Origin of the sequence: Saccharospirillum sp., from assembly GCF_040881935.1 — a bacterium.
Lineage (GTDB): Bacteria > Pseudomonadota > Gammaproteobacteria > Pseudomonadales > Natronospirillaceae > Saccharospirillum.
In genome coordinates this window covers 1-15850 of the sequence record NZ_JBBECH010000029.1, presented here as the reverse complement: position 1 = coordinate 15850, position 15850 = coordinate 1, and the positions used below count along the sequence as shown (strand labels likewise).

Genomic DNA, 15850 nt, shown 5'->3' with positions numbered 1-15850 from the left:
GGCATGGTGAGGCCACCTTAGTTTGGAAAAGGCTGAATTCATGGGCCCATGATCCTGTTATCAATCCGGAAACCAAGATTTATTGCAGGAGTGCAGCCAATGTCAGCCAACGAACAGACAGGAGTTTGCCTTTGCGGCAAAGTCAGTATTACTGCCACCCCTGGTAACCTTCACATGGAGGCCTGCCACTGTATCCAGTGTCAGACTTGGGGTGGCGGACCATTTTTATCGGTGGAATGTGGCGGCTCGATGGCGACAGGTGACCGGGGACACACTGCGGATGAAATTCAGGTAGGCTGTGTGACAACCTGTTAGAGTCGAACAGATACATCAATGATAAAAGGAGATCGTCATGAAGCTCAGTAGTTTACCTCGCTGGATTACCGTCGTATCACTGGTTACCAGTCTGGTAATCGGCAGTTTGGGGTCGCAACTGGCCGTGGCCGATATCGTGGGCACCGAAACGCTGTTGCAGGAGCAAAACGGTACGATAACCCGTGATGAACTGCAGTCCCTAATCGCTCGTGGGGATGTTCAGCAGCAACTGATCGATTACGGCATCTCGCCCGAACAGGCTGCGGAGCGTGTTGCCGCCCTGACCAACGCCGAACTACTGCAGCTGTCCCAGCACATGGATGACGAACCCGCCGGTGGTTCGGTAACGCTGATTCTGCTGATCATCATACTGATAATCCTGCTGCGTTAAGGCGTGTTATTGAGGCAGACAGGTTGGTTGCTGGTGGTAGCAGCCGGCTTTTTAACCGGGTGCGCCACTGGCACTCTGCAGTATAAGCAGTTATCAACCGAGCCTTCTGTTACCGGCCTGACCGACAGGGTTTTGCTGGACGAGGTTCCTTTCTTCCCTCAGGAAGCCTATCAATGCGGCCCGGCTAGCCTGGCGATGTTGATGAGCCATCAGGGTGAACTGATACAGCCCGATGAACTGGTGGATCAGGTTTTTATTGAATCCCGCCAGGGCAGCTTGCAAGCTGAAATGCTGGCGGCGACCCGTCGTCAGGGTCTACTCCCCTATGTGCACGACACCCGCTTTTCTACTCTGCTTGGGCAGCTAGAAGCAAGGCACCCCGTTCTCGTGTTTCAGAACCTCGGTTTTGGCTTTTATCCGGTCTGGCATTACGCCGTTGTTATTGGCTACGACCTGAAAGAAGAAATTATAGTATTGCACTCCGGTACTACGGCTGGCTTGGAGCGCGATTTCAGGCGCTTCGAACTGGAATGGCGCGGTGGCGACTATTGGGCGATGACCATGCACCGGCCGGGAGAGTTTCCGGTCAATGCGGAACTTACCCCTTACCTTGAAGCCACGGCCGGGCTTGAACAGGCCGGGCAGTTCGAAGCGGCCGCATTGGCATACCAGGCCGCCACACAGCGCTGGTCAGATCAATTGATCGCCTGGATGGGGCTGGGCAATGTTCGTTATCGCCAGCAACGGTTTGTAGACGCTCAGCACGCTTACCAGCAAGCGCTTACGCTCAATGCCGATAGCGCGGCGGCGCACCACAATCTGGCCTGGGCTTTAATGCGGCAGCAGAATTACAAGGCGGCCTATGAGCCCGCTCGTATGGCCAATCGCCTGGCCGATGAACAGGGCGAGCGCTATCGAAGTGCCTGGCAGGCCTGGCAGGCAAATGAAAACTAGTGCGAAAGTCGGTACCGGTTCGGGCCGGGTTGTGACTCAGATCTTCGCGCAATTACGAACCAGCACAGCTGCCCGAAAGCGTTGCTTGCCATAACGGGTCATGGCATCCATGGCTTCTATGGGCACTGGCATAAACTGGTTGTCGAAGGCGGACTGGGCCTCGTCTTCGTCGATTTCCGGGTCGTTCAGGTAGGCGTGGTGGTCGTCTTCGCCGACCCACCAGACCCAGTGCGGGGCTTTGTTGCGGTTCAGTCTCCAGGTGCTGATCAGCAACAGAATTTGCCACCCGGCCTGGCGCAGGTCATGAACTTCGCTCGCCATCAGCACCCGCTGGTGCAGGCCAACGCCCCTGGCCCGGGCTTCTTCCAGAAACTGGTTATGTACATCGATCATGACCTGGCGTTTGTGTTCAACGCGCACACTGTCGATAAAGGGCGGTTCCAGATGGCTGGCCCATACTTCGGTTTCAAAACCGCGTTTGTCGGCGGCCAGCGCCAGTCCAAGGGGCGACGTGCCGCCAAGGCCCGTGGTCATATAGACGGTGGTGGCTTCGCGCCACAGCTGGATCTCCTGAGCCCGGTTAAGCGGTTGCGACGGGTCAAGGTGGTTCAAGGCCATCATTAACGCGGCCGGTCCACAGGTGAACGGCGTTGACTGAGGGTAATAGGGTCGTAACGGGTGTTGCGATGGTTGGCTGTGCAGCCTCTTTTCCAGGGAAAAGGCGTCACCGCCATCGACATAGTAACCGTTGCGACGATGCAGAATTTTATAGCCCTGTGCTTTGTACAGCGCCAGAGCCGCCGCATTACCGTCGCGCACCTCAAGTCGCACAAAGCGGCATTGGGTATCGATGGCTTCCACTTCAAGCGCTCGCAATAACTGTTTGCCGAGACCCATTCCGCGTGCTTCGGGCGAGACCGCCAAGGAATAAATTCGCGCCAACACAGTTCCACGCCGGTGCAACAGCAAGCCGTAACCCAGTAGATTCCCGGTATCTCCCTCAGCAATGAGCAGCCTGTCCTGTGGCTGTCTCAGGAAGCGTTGGAAGCTGCGGCGGCTGATCTGGTCGTAATCAAAGCATTGGTTTTCGAGTGTAACGAGGGCACTGAGGTCGGCAGCACGGGCAAGCCGGATTTGCATAAAGCGGTTCCTGATGGTTGGTGATTTTACGACCCATAGACTAGGGTAAAAAGGATGTCAGCAGAGGGTGGATTTCCAGGAATTTCTCACGGCGACATCTTGCGTTTTAAACAGTGTAGCGCACACTTTCATCGCTTGCGGGACCGGCGTGATGGTCACCCGGACGACCCGTCAGGCCTGGATTGATAAAGGACCCTAGTGACTACGTTAAAACTGGTTATCGACCGTGATTCGGACTGGAAAGCTTATTACCCTTCAGACGACGTCACCTCAGCGCAGCGGTATATCGACGAATCGCCGCTGTCGCCGCACCGCATCATCAACCTTTGCCGCAATTATCAATACCAGAGCCGGGGTTATTACGTCTCGTTGCTGGCTGAAGCGCGTGGCCATAAAGTGATTCCCTCGGTGAAAACGCTGACTGACCTTGCCCAGCCAGCAGTCTATGGCGTGCTTGATCACAGCATTCAGAAACCATTGAACGCCCTCGCAGGGGATGCTACTCGCTGGCGCTGGAACATCTATTTCGGTCAGTGCGAGTTCCCGGGCATGGCGGACGCCTCCCAACAGCTGTTTGAGCGGTTTCCGGTGCCCATTCTGAGTGTGACGGTGCAGAAGAAAACCAATTGGCAACTGGCCTCGATTAAGGCGTTGGGGCTGCATTCACTGACCGAGCCGGAAGAGGGTGTGTTTGCCGAGAGTTTGGAGCGGTTCTCCAAAAAGGTCTGGCGGGCTCCCCGTGCCCAGCGTCGCTACCGGTACGATTTGGCGATTCTGATCAACGATAAGGAAACTACCCCACCCAGTGACAAGGGCGCGCTGAAAAAGTTCGAGAAGGCCGCGCATCGCCAGGGTATGGATGTCGATTTTATTCAGCCGTCGGATTACTACCGGTTGGCAGAATACGATGCGCTGTTCATTCGCGAGACCACCAACGTGAACCACCACACTTACCGGTTTTCCCGTAAGGCGGCACACGAAGGCATGGTGGTGATGGACGATCCGGACAGTATTTTGCGCTGCACCAACAAAATTTACCTGGCCGACCTGATTCGCACCCGGCATCTACCGGCGCCGAAGAGCCGGGCCATTACCTCTACCCAGCACAGCGTGCTGGAAGATCTGGAAACCTCGCTTGGCTTCCCGATGGTGATAAAAATACCGGACGGCTCGTTTTCCAAGGGCGTGGTCAAGGTGACGGATCTCGCGAGCCTGAAAAAAACGGTGGGAGAGTTGCTAAAGCAAAGTGCCATTATTCTGGCCCAGGCCTATGTACCGACCGATTACGACTGGCGAATCGGCGTGCTGAACGGCCGGGCCATCTACGCCTGTCGTTATTTCATGGCTAAAGGGCACTGGCAAATCTACAACCACTCAGCGAAACCCAGTCAGCAGAGCGGCGGCTTTGAAACTGTGCCGACGCATGAAGCGCCTCGTGTGGTCTTGAAGGCGGCTCTGGACGTGGCCAGTGCGTTTGGTGACGGCTTATATGGGGTGGACCTCAAACAGCGCGGCGACGATGTCTACATCATTGAGGTCAACGATAACCCATCGATCGACAGCAGTGTGGAAGATGCCTGGTCTGGCGATGGGCTCTACGACACTATTATGGGCGAGTTCCGTCAGCGCCTTGACCGTCGCTAACGATTGGTTGGTTGCCGCCTAAATAGAGATGCAGCACACGCTGCAATTGCTGATACCGGAACGGCTTGGTGATGAAATCCGACATGCCGGCTTCGAGGCAGGTCTGGTGACTTTCCTGGGTGGCGTTGGCAGTCAGTGCAACGATGGGCGTTGGGTCACCGCGCGCTTTCAATTGCCGGGTGGCCTCGAGGCCATCGAGCCCTGGCATCTGAACGTCCATCAGGATCAGGTCGAAGCGATGCCGGGCACAGCGCTCCAGAACCTGATGACCATCGCTGACCAGCGTCACGGTGATACCGGCCTTCTCCAGCATGCGCCGGGCAATGGTTTGGTTAACCGGGTTGTCTTCAGCGACCAGTACCGAGCCACTGAGTGGCCCGATAGATTGCTCGGGTCCCGGTGTCACGCCCCGTTGGGTGGCCGGTGGTTCGATTTTTGGCAGTGTTAGCACCAGCCTGAATTCGCTGCCGCGGCCAAACTGGCTGTCCAGTTCGATACGGCCTCCAAGCAACTGGGCCAGTTGCTGGCTGATCGCGAGCCCGAGCCCGGTACCGCCGTAGCGACGGCTGGTCGAGGCATCGGCCTGATGGAACGGCTGAAAAAGCAGAACCTGTTTCGACCGGGAAATGCCAATGCCGGTGTCTCGAACCCGTAAGCACAGACCGTACTCTTCTTCTTTGTCTTGCAAGTCCATACTCACTTCAACCGTGCCGTGCCCGGTGAATTTAATGGCATTGCCTACAAGGTTTAACAGAATTTGGCGAATTTTGGCGTCGTCGGCGTTCACCCAGGCCGAGGCCTGGGGCGGTGGCACAAAGTTCAGGCCGATGTCCTTGGCGCGGGCCTGGGCATAGAACACCCGGGTGGAAGATTCGATCAGTTTAACCAGGTCAAAAGGCTGGTTGTCGAGACGCTGATGGCCGGAATCCAGTCGGCTGTAGTCCAGTACGTCGTTAATTTGCGACAGTAACGCCTCGGACGATTGTTCCAGCGTGCCAATCAGCGATTGGCGCTCAGACTTATTCCGGGATTCGGCCAGTAATTGAATGGTGCCGATGATGCCGTTCAGCGGCGTTCGAATCTCGTGGCTCATGTTTGCCAGAAAGTCGGCTTGCACCCGGTTAGCTTTTTCGGCGGCAAGACGCAGGTTGCGGTTGCGGTTAAACGCCCAGAGCAACACCACCAGCAACCCGGCCCCAAGAGCACCCAGGGTCAGCAATACAGTACGAATCTGCAGGTAAGCTTGTTGCACACGCTCGCCGCGGGCGTCGGCCGCGGACATGGCGTTTTCAGTCAGGCGCGAAATGCGATAGCGGAAAGAATCAATCCAGGTTTTAAGCACCGGCAGCAGGCGCCGGGCATACTCGGTAGACATGTCATAAATCAACGTTTCATCGGAACGCAGCTTGTTGAGAATGCTACTGACCTGATTGTGAATCTGAGTGTCATAGGTGCGCGTAAAGTCGCCGGTTTCACCTTGCGTCAATACCGCCGCCCGGCTCCATAATATTTCGGTTGAAATCGAGGCTTGCTCGCGATGCTGGCCGGTAGGGCTTTCCAGATAGAGGGTCAGAGCGCCGCGCAGACGCTCCATTTCCAGTTGCAACTGAGTGATGTGCCAGACTCTATCGTCGCGCAATTGGTCGCGATAAACGTTGATCTCACTGGATATCTGAACGATCAGCATACCCAGCCAGACCAGCATGAGCATAAACGACACCACCCAGGCAGTGATAAAACCAATGCGGTTCAGCATGCCTCAGTCCAGTTCGCTCAGCACTTGCAACTGCCAGACCGACCAGGAACGGATCTCACGTGTCAGCAACTCCGGGTGATCATCCCAGGGGAATATGATCCAGAATGGGCCCTTGTCTTTAATGCGCATCAGCTCGCCGTTCATATGCACCGCCAGAAACGCCTTTGCTGCCAGGGCCTGGTCAACCGGTACATTAACGGAGTAATTGTTCAGGCCACGCGCTTTCACCCAACCCTGCTTAATACCTGCCTGGGCAAGCACTGTTGCCAGCGGTGCGCCGCGAAACGTCAGAGTGCCGTCGGTCCAGGGTGTTTCGGTGATGATTTGCTGGTCGGATAACGCCAGAATATCCTCCTGACTAAAACTGAGTTCACCTTCAGGGCCGGTAATGAGCAACGGTTCCGCCCAGGCCGGTGACAGCAGGGCAAGCAGGATGGCAACCCGCCACAGGGCAGGGCGGAACACCTTGGGTACATTCCGGAGGCTACCGACACTCGATACGGAATGACGGGGAATGATCGTGACTGAATTCATCGACAAGTCTTTAGACAGATTGAGTGAACAGAGCATAGGAAACCCGACACAGTGTGTCGATAGCCAAACCGTGAACAATGCCATTTAGACGTGTGTTACCGGCTTAACCAGCCCCGGGAGTGCCCATTACCCCCGTGACAGCGAGGTCTGTATGTCACACTATTGGGATATCCATCCAGACTTTAAAGCCGCCGAGGAACACAATGAGCTACGTCACCCTGGAAAAAACCTTCCACCGCCTGGCCCAACTGGGCCATGCCGAAGCCATGCTGAGTTGGGACCAGCATGTGATGATGCCGCCCAAAGGCAACCCGGCCCGCAGTAAAGCCCTGGCCGAACTGACCGTCTTGCGCACCGAGATCCTGCAGGATGAACGCCTGGCCGACCGTTTCGAGGCAGCCGAACAGGACGGTGGGCTGAGTAAATGGCAGCAGGCCAACCTGCGCGAAATGAAGCGCACCTGGCAACAGACCCGCGCCATTCCCAAAGACCTGGTGGAAGCTCAGTCGCTCGCCAGCAGCGAGTGCGAACACGCCTGGCGCACGATGCGACCCGGCAACGACTGGACTGGATTCGAACCCCTGTTGCAGCGCGTCTTCGATCTGGCTGGCGAAGCGGCAACCGCCTACCAGGATGCCCTGGGCGCCGATCGCGGCTACGCCAATGCCTACGACGCTCTGATGGACCAATACGACCCCGGCACTCGCATGAGTCGCATCGATCCGGTATTCGACCGATTAAAGGCGGAATTACCGGCAACCTTGCAACAAATTCTGGAGCGCCAGTCGCAGCGGCCCACCCCAAACAAGCCGGAACGATCCATTGCCATTGCACAGCAGGATCAGTTGGCCCGAGCGCTGATGTCGACCCTGGGGTTTGATTTCGAAGCCGGCCGGCTCGACCAGACTGCACACCCGTTCAGTGGCGGTGTTCCTGCAGACAGCCGCATCACTACCCGGTACGACGAACGCAACGTCATCGAAGGCCTGATGGGCGTGATTCACGAAACCGGACATTCACGCTATGAAACCGGCTTACCAACCGAGTGGGCCAGCCAGCCCGTCGGGCAAGCCATGGGCATGGGCGTGCATGAAAGCCAGAGCTTATTCTTCGAGATGCAATTGGGCCGCTCGCGCCCCTTTATCGACGCCATCGCACCGCTGGTGCGACAGCACCTGGGCGACGACCGGGCGTTCACTGCCGATAACCTGCACGCCCTCTATACCCGGGTCGAACCAGGCCAGATTCGCGTTAACGCCGACGAAGTCACCTATCCCTCGCACGTCATTCTGCGCTACGAACTGGAGCGCGACATCATTCTCGGCAAGGCCAGCGTAAAAGACATCCCCGAGCGCTGGAACCAGGCCATGTCTGACCTGCTCGGTCTGGATACCCGAGGCGATTACCGCAACGGCCCGATGCAAGACATACACTGGCCCATGGGCGCCATTGGCTATTTCCCGTCCTACACCCTGGGCGCCCTGAACGCCGCCCAACTGCATGCGGCTTTACTGCGTGACGTTCCGGACGCCGCCGAACGAGTAGCCCGTCTGGATCTCGCGCCCATCTTTGACTGGCTGTCACGCAATATCTGGCAACAGGGGCGCTACCTGAGCTATGACGACCTGATGACTCAGGCCACCGGTGAAGTGCTGAACCCGGATTACTTCCTGAATCATCTTCAAGCGCGGTATTTGGTGGCTTAACGTTGGGTTGGGTTTGTGGCAGGAGTTCGTGCTGGATACCGGGTATACCTATCTGGGGTCGGCGTGAATCCATCCATGGAGCCTAGGCCGCAACATCCATGTTGCGGACTACCCCAGATAGGTATACCCGGCACCCAGCACTTAGTTGGGTGCCACCGCCTCCTCCCATAAAACCAGGTGATAAGACTCGTGCATGGAGCATCCAGGCAAAGGCGGATTAGCAAGAATTCGTGTCGGTTAACGAGTGTGTTTATAGGGGGGCTCTAGATTCGGCATGGGCAATATATCAAGTGCAGGCTGCCGGGTAGGCCTTTGCGGGGTAGTCCGTAGCATGGATGCTACGGTCTAGGCCCCATGGATGGGTTTACGCCGACCCCGCAAAGGCCTACCCGGTGGCCTGCACGAACTCATGGCACTGACGCAAACCGTGCCAATGGTAATGCAACCACCTAATCTCCCAACATCTGCAATATACGCGCTTTGAGCATCTCAATGGCGACGCGGTTTTTGCCGCCTCGGGGCACGATGATGTCGGCGAATTGCTTGGTCGGTTCAATGAACTCCAGAAACATCGGCCGGACCGTGCGTTTGTATTGCTCGATGATTGACTCAACCGTGCGGCCACGTTCGGTGATGTCACGTTGCAGGCGGCGCAGCAGGCAGATATCGAGCGGGGTGTCCATAAACACCTTGGCGTCGAGACGCTTGCGGATGGCTTTGTCGTGCAATAAAAGAATGCCTTCGATGATGACAATACGAACGGGCTTAAGCGGGAAGGTTTCTTCCGACCGGTTATGCACGGTGAATTCGTAAATGGGAATTTCAACGTTCTGGCCGGAATGCAGTGCATCCATGTGCTGAATCAGCAGATCGTGGTCGAAGGCATTGGGGTGGTCGTAATTGATCGCGATGCGTTCTTCCATGGTCAGGTTGCCCTGCTCCCGGTAGTAGCTGTCTTCCTTGATGATCGCCAGGGCTTCGTCGCCCAGTTCCTGCTTCAATTCCTGATAGATAGTGCCCGCGAGCAGGCTTTTTCCGGAGGCGGAGGCACCGGCGATGCCGATAAAAATAGGGGAGACAGACATGAAAGGCTTCCAGCAGATGACGGTAACTTGGCTGGGACGGTAGTGTAGCAAGGCATCCCTGCGTTGTCTTTGACCAAATGTTCAGGAAAAGCCGGTGTCTGCGGGCTCTGTAGCAAAATTACAGAGCCCGTGATTCTCGCATCGTCAGGGTCTACAATGGCGATCCAATTCAAATTGACACCCACTAAGGAACAGCCATGTCTGTGATCAAAATGTCTGACCTCGATCTGGCCGGTAAGCGCGTTCTGATCCGTCAGGACCTGAACGTGCCGCTGGATGACCAGGGCCAGGTCACTTCGGATAACCGCATTACCGCCTCGCTGCCGACCATCAAGGCGGCCCTCGAACAGGGCGCCAACGTCATGATCATGTCGCACCTGGGCCGCCCTGAAGAAGGCGAGTTCGACGAAAAAGCCTCCCTGGCCCCCGTAGCTGCCTACATGAGCCGACTGCTCGGGCAGGACATCCCGCTGATCCGCGACTGGGTCGACGGCGTCGACACCGATGCCTCCGTCGTAATGCTGGAAAACGTTCGCTTTAACAAAGGCGAAAAGAAAAACGACGACGCCCTGTCGAAAAAAATGGCCGCCCTGTGCGACGTTTACGTCATGGACGCCTTCGGCACTGCCCACCGCGCCCAGGCTTCCACCCATGGGGTCGCCAAATACGCCCCCATAGCCTGCGCCGGCCCGCTGCTTGCTGGCGAACTGGAAGCCCTCGCCAAAGCGATGGATAACCCGGCTCGGCCCATGGTCGCCATCGTCGGTGGCGCCAAGGTGTCGACTAAGCTGACAGTGCTGGAAAGCCTGTCAAAAGTCTGCGACCAACTGATCGTCGGTGGTGGCATTTCCAACACCTTCGTCGCCGCGCGCGGCTACAATGTGGGTAACTCCCTGCACGAGAAAGACCTGATTCCGCAGGCGAAAAAACTGATGGATGAACTCGATATTCCCGAGCCGGTTGACGTACGCGTCGGCAAAGAGTTCAGCCCCAAGACCGAAGCTGTGATTAAGCCGGTCGACCAGGTTCAAGACGACGAAGAAATCATGGACCTTGGCCCCGAAACCGCCAAGCGCTTCGCCGAAGTCATTAAAAACGCCAAAACCATTCTGTGGAACGGCCCCTGCGGCGTGTTTGAATTCGACAACTTCGCCCACGGCACGCGTGACGTCGCCGAAGCCATTGCCGACTCCGGTGCGTTCTCGGTACTGGGCGGCGGCGATGTGATCGCGGCGGTGCAAAAGTTTGGCATGGAAGACCGCTTCTCCTACATTTCAACCGGGGGCGGTGCGTTTCTGGAATTTGTGGAAGGCAAGGTGTTGCCCGCTGTTGAAATTCTGGAACAACGCGCCAAGGGTTGAGGAAAGATAGTGCTCAGTGCTCAGTACTCAGTACTGAGACGTGCAACCACATTGAGTGTCAGGTGCCGGGTAGCCCTGGCCGGGGTAGTCCGCAGCAGGGACTAAAATGCCAGGAGCGTTTTAGCATGAGCGCAGCGAGCCCGGAGGGTGAATCCCATGGATGGGATTCATATCCTGCGGTCTAGGCTCCACGGACGGATTCACGTCGACCCCGGCCAGGGCTACCCGGTGCCTGACACGACCTCCTGGCAATACAGTCTACGGTGCCAGGAATGCACAACAATAAGCGGTAGCCATTGGATAGGGTGCCGTTCATCGACAGCAGAGGATACGACTCATGTCTCAAAAAGTACTCGACGTAGTAAAGCCCGGTGTTGTTACCGGCGACGACGTTCAGAAAATTTTTGCCATCGCCAAGGCCGAGAAGTTTGCTTTGCCTGCGGTGAACTGCATCAACACCGATACCGTCAACGCGGTACTGGAAACCGCCGCGCGGGTGAAGTCCCCGGTGATTATTCAGTTTTCCAATGGTGGTGCTGGTTTCTTTGCCGGTAAAGGCCTGAAACTGGATGGCCAGCAGACCCAGGTGCTCGGTGGTATTGCCGGTGCCAAATACGTGCATGCTGTAGCTGAAGCCTATGGCGTTCCGGTCATTCTGCACACCGACCACGCTGCCCGTAAATTGCTGCCATGGATCGACGGCATGCTGGACGAAGGCGAAAAGTTTTTTGCCGAAACTGGCAAACCCCTGTTCTCATCGCACATGATCGACCTTTCTGAAGATACGCTCGAAGAGAACATCGCCACCTGTTCCGAGTACCTGGCGCGCATGGCCAAACTGGACATGACGCTGGAGATCGAACTGGGTGTAACCGGTGGTGAAGAAGATGGCGTCGACAACAGCCACCTGGATGCCTCCAACCTCTACACCAAGCCAGAAGACGTCGCCTACGCCTACGAAACACTGAACGCCATCAGCCCGCGTTTCACCATCGCCGCCTCCTTCGGCAACGTGCATGGCGTCTACAAGCCAGGCAACGTTAAACTGACGCCGACCATTCTTCGTGACTCCCAGGCGCATTGTTCCGAGAAGTTTGGCCTGGAAAAGAACGCCCTGGATTTCGTCTTCCACGGTGGCTCCGGCTCCACCGAAGCCGAGATCGAAGAATCGATCAGTTACGGTGTGATCAAAATGAACATCGACACCGACACCCAGTGGGCCAACTGGAACGGCATCCGCGAGTACTATCAGGCGCATGAAGGCTATCTGCAAAGCCAGATCGGCAACCCCGAAGGCGAAGATAGCCCGAATAAAAAATACTACGACCCACGCGTCTGGCTGCGCAAAGCCCAGGAGAGCATGAGCACTCGCCTGGAAAAAACCTTTGCCGACCTGAATGCGGTGGATCGTAACTGAGTGGGAGTGTTGGGATTCGTTCCGGTGGCCAGGTTGGTTGGGTTGCCGGGCGTCCGTGCCAGACACCGGGCATGCCTATCCGGGGTCGGCCTAAACCCATCCATGGGGCCTAGACTGCAGCATCCATGCTGCAGACTTCCCCGGATAGGCATACCCGGCATCTAGCACTAAGCTGGCAGACCTCTCAGTATGACAAACTACAACCAACTGGCTTCGAGCCTCAGGCTCTGGCCTTCAAGGTTGGCTTCCATCCAGTCTTCCAGGTGGCGAGCTTCGGTTTCCACCTGTCCTCTGTCGATGCCAAGAATCACCAGCGCTGCCTCACCACGGTCGGTTTCCGACCAGGGTGCCAGGGTCAGGGCAATGTTGACCTGGTCACGGCAGTAGCGCTTGAGCGGGCCAAAGGCCCGGGCCAGATCGGCGGTGTTTTTGACATCGGGGAAATACCGTTCGATTTCAATCAGCCGGATATGCAGTGTCATTGGGTCAGAGACCTCCTGATGAATAGATGTTAGGAGCAGTGGTTAGGGCGTTATAAAGGATTTCAAACGCTGTACACGCGACGCTACAGGTCGGCCCGTGTCGGTCGCTACAAAACGGCGACAGGGTGTTGATCCCAGCAGTGAATGTTCTAATCTGATACAACTGACTTCGTTCGACTCAGCCCACGCACTTACTGTTTACCGTAAAGGATTGTCCATGTTTGAAAACCTGAAAGCCATTGGTGTTACCAGCACCGACCGCATCGAAAAATACACACTTCGCACCGAAGGCCGGTTCGATATTTTAAAAATTTATTACAAGCGTGACAAAGGTGAAATATTCGCACGCAGCGAGAAGTTCAAATACCCGCGCCAGATGAAGCGCGTAAAAGTAGACAGCGGCAGCCAGAAATACGTGGATACCACCGAGATTGCCCCGACCCTGCGCTACGTTGTTGAAGAACTCGACCTGATCGCCAAGCGCGAAGTCAAAGAAGTGGATTTGAAGAAAAAGATCCTCAACGACTTGCAGCACCTGGAAAAAGTAGTGCAGAGCAAAATCGAAGAAATTGAAGCCGACCTGAAGAGGCTCTGATTTTGTGCAGCGCCCACTGACTGCTCCTGAACAGAGTGGTCCCGCTATGTATTACTCACCCCTCGTTCACCTCCCGGGTTTTGATCCGCCTCACCTGTACGTTACTTAACCCTGCAAGCCAGCACCACCCTGATTGAGCGCTGAGTCAGGAAGCGGTAGAGCACAGCCTGGAGGTGGTGCGCAAACGGCTGAACGAAAGCGGACTGGTCGACCTGACCATCGTGCGTCAGGGCGCCTATCCGGAACTGGTGAGTCGGCCCTAAACCTCGAACCGTTTGACCAGCCGGTTCAGGTTATCCGCCAGGCTGGCCAGCGGCAGCATGGTCTCGGTACTCCCGGTGGCTGACACGGACACTTGGCGTCAATGTACAACCGGACTTCGAAACTCAGGTTATAAGTGTAGTATCGGTGAGTTTTGCCGGCCATTGAGTTTTTAATGTGGCTTGATGGTAGACTGCCGCCGCCCCGGCGGTCGCCGCCGTTGAGTTTACTGACTGTGAGGAAGTGTCCTGGTGTTGTCCCTCTTGTTGTTTTCGCTACAAATTACCGGTCCGATTGCCCTGGTGGTAGTGTTGGGGGCCGCCTTCAAACGCTGGGAATGGATCAACGATGCCTTCGTGCAGAGTGGCTCCAAACTGGTGTTCAATGTGGCGCTGCCCAGCTTGTTGTTCCTGAACATCGTGGGCTCCAGGCCGGAGTCGATGCCGGGGGGTGGTATTATTCTGGTGGCAGTGTTGTTTACCATCGGCTGGTTTGTTGTGTTGTCGGTCATTGCGCCCTGGCTGGTGCCCCATAAAGACGAACGGGGTGTCTTTGTGCAAGGCAGTTTTCGCGGCAATATGGGCATCATCGGCCTGGCATTTTGTCTGAATGCCTTTGGCCAGGAAGCGGCGGTGCTGGCATCGGTTTATCTGGCGTTCATTACCTTGCTGTACAACGTTTTGTCGGTAATCACCCTGAGCCGATGGTCGCCACGCCAGGTGGCCGGTCACCCGTTGGTATCGGCTGCCCGGGACATCATTCGCAATCCGCTGATCATTGCTATAGCCCTGGCCGGTGCCATCGTGGTGCTGGGGGTTCCAGTACCCGACTGGGTACTTGATACCGGTGACTATTTCGCCCGCATGACCCTGCCATTGGCACTGATTTGTGTCGGGGCCAGTTTAAGCTGGGCCGGTTTTGTTGAAGCCGGGCGGGTAACCACACTCACCTCAGTATTCAAACTGGCACTGATTCCGGTCAGTGGCGTACTGATCGCTTATGGCCTGGGATACCGGGACATTGAACTGGGTGTGTTTTATCTGATGGCCAGCACACCAACAGCCGCTGCCAGCTATGTGATGGTTCGTGCGATGGGGGGTAATGCTAACCTGGCGGCTTCTATTATTGCCACGACGACTGTGATCAGTCTGGTCACGACCAGTCTGGGGCTGGTTGTACTTCGCGCTTTGGGTTGGGTCTGACTGTCAATTTCCCTGACTTTGTACGCGTTGCAGAGTGTGCCTATAACCGACGCTCCGGTTGCGGGTTTTTGGTGCTTTGCAGATAGAGACAGTGTTTTTCGAACACAGGGGCAAAACTACTAACAGACGGGTTAGCAGGAACCCGTCTGTATAAAAAACCCGGCTATGAGCTGGCCGGGTTAATTCAATGTGCCATCAGTGGCCGAGAATCTGGCTCAGGAACAACTTGGTCCGGTCATTCTGCGGATTATTGAAGAACTCGTGTGGTTCGTTTTCTTCAACAATCTGGCCGGCGTCCATGAAGATCACCCGGTCGGCAACCTGTTTGGCAAAACCCATTTCGTGGGTTACGCACAACATAGTCATGCCTTCTTCGGCCAGTTCAATCATTACGTCCAACACTTCCTTGATCATCTCTGGATCGAGTGCCGAGGTCGGTTCATCGAACAGCATCACTTTCGGGTTCATGCACAGCGACCGTGCAATCGCCACACGCTGCTGCTGCCCACCGGACAACTGACCCGGGAATTTGTTGGCCTGCTCAGCAATCTTCACCCGCTCCAAAAATTTCATGGCGGTTGCTTCCGCTTCCTTCTTGGGCTGCTTAAGCACGAACATCGGCGCCAGGGTCAAGTTGTCGAGCACGGTCAGGTGCGGGAACAGATTAAAGTGCTGGAACACCATGCACACATCCTTGCGGATGACTTCGATGTTCTTGACGTTATCACCGAGCTCAATACCGTTGACGGTGATGTCGCCTTCCTGATGCTCTTCCAACCGGTTCAGGCAGCGGATCAGCGTCGATTTACCGGAGCCTGAAGGGCCACAGATAACAATGCGTTCGCCCTGTTTTACATCCAGATCAATATCGGTCAGGACGTGAAAATCGCCGAACCATTTGTTCATTTTATTGACCTGAATAACAGATTCACGGTCGGCCAGTCGGTTTTGTTCAGTCATGTGCTGGACTCCTAGTGTGAGGTGCTCTTCTTCAGGTCATTGTCGAG

14 protein-coding genes are annotated in these 15850 nt (G+C 56.2%); 8 read left to right on the top strand and 6 right to left on the bottom strand.

Annotated elements, in window-relative coordinates:
* Positions 1–352 precede the first annotated feature (352 nt).
* Positions 353–706 (top strand): PA2779 family protein, encoded by a 354-nt coding sequence (locus WEB54_RS04280; protein ID WP_368053577.1) that lies wholly within the window; start codon positions 353–355, stop codon positions 704–706.
* Positions 707–715: 9 nt separating this feature from the next.
* Positions 716–1660: a PA2778 family cysteine peptidase gene (locus tag WEB54_RS04275; protein ID WP_368053575.1), complete on the top strand. Its 945-nt coding sequence runs from the start codon at positions 716–718 to the stop codon at positions 1658–1660.
* A 36-nt stretch (positions 1661–1696) separates the two neighbouring features.
* Here WEB54_RS04275 and WEB54_RS04270 read toward each other — a convergent pair whose 3' ends face one another.
* Positions 1697–2800, bottom strand: coding sequence for a GNAT family N-acetyltransferase/peptidase C39 family protein (locus tag WEB54_RS04270; protein ID WP_368053573.1), 1104 nt, complete (start codon positions 2798–2800; stop codon positions 1697–1699).
* 198 nt (positions 2801–2998) lie between these two features.
* Here WEB54_RS04270 and WEB54_RS04265 point away from each other — a divergent pair, with 198 nt between their 5' ends.
* Positions 2999–4444, top strand: a complete 1446-nt coding sequence (locus WEB54_RS04265) for a RimK family protein (RefSeq protein WP_368053571.1) — start codon at positions 2999–3001, stop codon at positions 4442–4444.
* On the opposite strand, the gene WEB54_RS04260 is transcribed toward WEB54_RS04265, so the two are convergent.
* Together WEB54_RS04260 and WEB54_RS04255 are read right to left on the bottom strand one after the other, a co-directional pair.
* Positions 4407–6200, bottom strand: coding sequence for a response regulator (locus WEB54_RS04260; RefSeq protein ID WP_368053569.1), 1794 nt, complete (start codon positions 6198–6200; stop codon positions 4407–4409). The genes WEB54_RS04265 and WEB54_RS04260 overlap by 38 nt on opposite strands.
* Positions 6201–6203: 3 nt before the next feature.
* Entirely contained in the window at positions 6204–6734 is a 531-nt protein-coding gene (locus WEB54_RS04255; RefSeq protein ID WP_368053567.1) for a molybdopterin-dependent oxidoreductase, read from the bottom strand.
* Between the two features lie 203 nt (positions 6735–6937).
* On the opposite strand from WEB54_RS04255, the gene WEB54_RS04250 reads away from it, so the two are divergent.
* Positions 6938–8440, top strand: coding sequence for a carboxypeptidase M32 (locus tag WEB54_RS04250; RefSeq protein ID WP_368053565.1), 1503 nt, complete (start codon positions 6938–6940; stop codon positions 8438–8440).
* 449 nt (positions 8441–8889) lie between these two features.
* Here the strand turns inward: WEB54_RS04250 and udk are convergent, their stop codons facing one another.
* Entirely contained in the window at positions 8890–9525 is a 636-nt protein-coding gene (gene udk, locus WEB54_RS04245; protein WP_368053563.1) for a uridine kinase, read from the bottom strand.
* Between the two features lie 197 nt (positions 9526–9722).
* Between udk and WEB54_RS04240 the strand changes: the two genes are divergently transcribed.
* Positions 9723–10886 carry a phosphoglycerate kinase gene (locus WEB54_RS04240; protein ID WP_368053560.1) on the top strand — a complete coding sequence of 388 codons (1164 nt, stop codon included), beginning with the start codon at positions 9723–9725 and terminating at the stop codon, positions 10884–10886.
* A 337-nt stretch (positions 10887–11223) separates the two neighbouring features.
* Entirely contained in the window at positions 11224–12303 is a 1080-nt protein-coding gene (gene fbaA, locus WEB54_RS04235) for a class II fructose-bisphosphate aldolase (RefSeq protein ID WP_368053558.1), read from the top strand.
* A gap of 197 nt (positions 12304–12500) precedes the next feature.
* Here the strand turns inward: fbaA and WEB54_RS04230 are convergent, their stop codons facing one another.
* Positions 12501–12785 carry a hypothetical protein gene (locus WEB54_RS04230; protein WP_368053556.1) on the bottom strand — a complete coding sequence of 95 codons (285 nt, stop codon included), beginning with the start codon at positions 12783–12785 and terminating at the stop codon, positions 12501–12503.
* A 217-nt stretch (positions 12786–13002) separates the two neighbouring features.
* Here WEB54_RS04230 and WEB54_RS04225 point away from each other — a divergent pair, with 217 nt between their 5' ends.
* The gene (locus tag WEB54_RS04225; protein WP_368053554.1) at positions 13003–13380 is read left to right on the top strand and encodes a DUF3461 family protein; all 378 of its coding nucleotides are present in this window, start codon (positions 13003–13005) and stop codon (positions 13378–13380) included.
* 512 nt (positions 13381–13892) lie between these two features.
* Positions 13893–14843, top strand: a complete 951-nt coding sequence (locus tag WEB54_RS04220; protein ID WP_368053552.1) for an AEC family transporter — start codon at positions 13893–13895, stop codon at positions 14841–14843.
* A gap of 195 nt (positions 14844–15038) precedes the next feature.
* Here the strand turns inward: WEB54_RS04220 and WEB54_RS04215 are convergent, their stop codons facing one another.
* Complete coding sequence (locus WEB54_RS04215; RefSeq protein ID WP_368053550.1) at positions 15039–15803, bottom strand: amino acid ABC transporter ATP-binding protein; 765 nt, start codon at positions 15801–15803, stop codon at positions 15039–15041.
* Positions 15804–15850 lie beyond the last annotated feature (47 nt).

Coding starts and splice junctions, on each gene's coding strand:
- WEB54_RS04280 (WP_368053577.1), top strand. CDS start 353: ATGAAGCTCAGTAGTTTACCTCGCTGGATTACCGTCGTATCACTGGTT.
- WEB54_RS04270 (WP_368053573.1), bottom strand. CDS start 2,800: ATGCAAATCCGGCTTGCCCGTGCTGCCGACCTCAGTGCCCTCGTTACA.
- WEB54_RS04260 (WP_368053569.1), bottom strand. CDS start 6,200: ATGCTGAACCGCATTGGTTTTATCACTGCCTGGGTGGTGTCGTTTATG.
- WEB54_RS04255 (WP_368053567.1), bottom strand. CDS start 6,734: ATGAATTCAGTCACGATCATTCCCCGTCATTCCGTATCGAGTGTCGGT.
- WEB54_RS04250 (WP_368053565.1), top strand. CDS start 6,938: ATGAGCTACGTCACCCTGGAAAAAACCTTCCACCGCCTGGCCCAACTG.
- udk (WP_368053563.1), bottom strand. CDS start 9,525: ATGTCTGTCTCCCCTATTTTTATCGGCATCGCCGGTGCCTCCGCCTCC.
- WEB54_RS04240 (WP_368053560.1), top strand. CDS start 9,723: ATGTCTGTGATCAAAATGTCTGACCTCGATCTGGCCGGTAAGCGCGTT.
- fbaA (WP_368053558.1), top strand. CDS start 11,224: ATGTCTCAAAAAGTACTCGACGTAGTAAAGCCCGGTGTTGTTACCGGC.
- WEB54_RS04230 (WP_368053556.1), bottom strand. CDS start 12,785: ATGACACTGCATATCCGGCTGATTGAAATCGAACGGTATTTCCCCGAT.
- WEB54_RS04225 (WP_368053554.1), top strand. CDS start 13,003: ATGTTTGAAAACCTGAAAGCCATTGGTGTTACCAGCACCGACCGCATC.
- WEB54_RS04215 (WP_368053550.1), bottom strand. CDS start 15,803: ATGACTGAACAAAACCGACTGGCCGACCGTGAATCTGTTATTCAGGTC.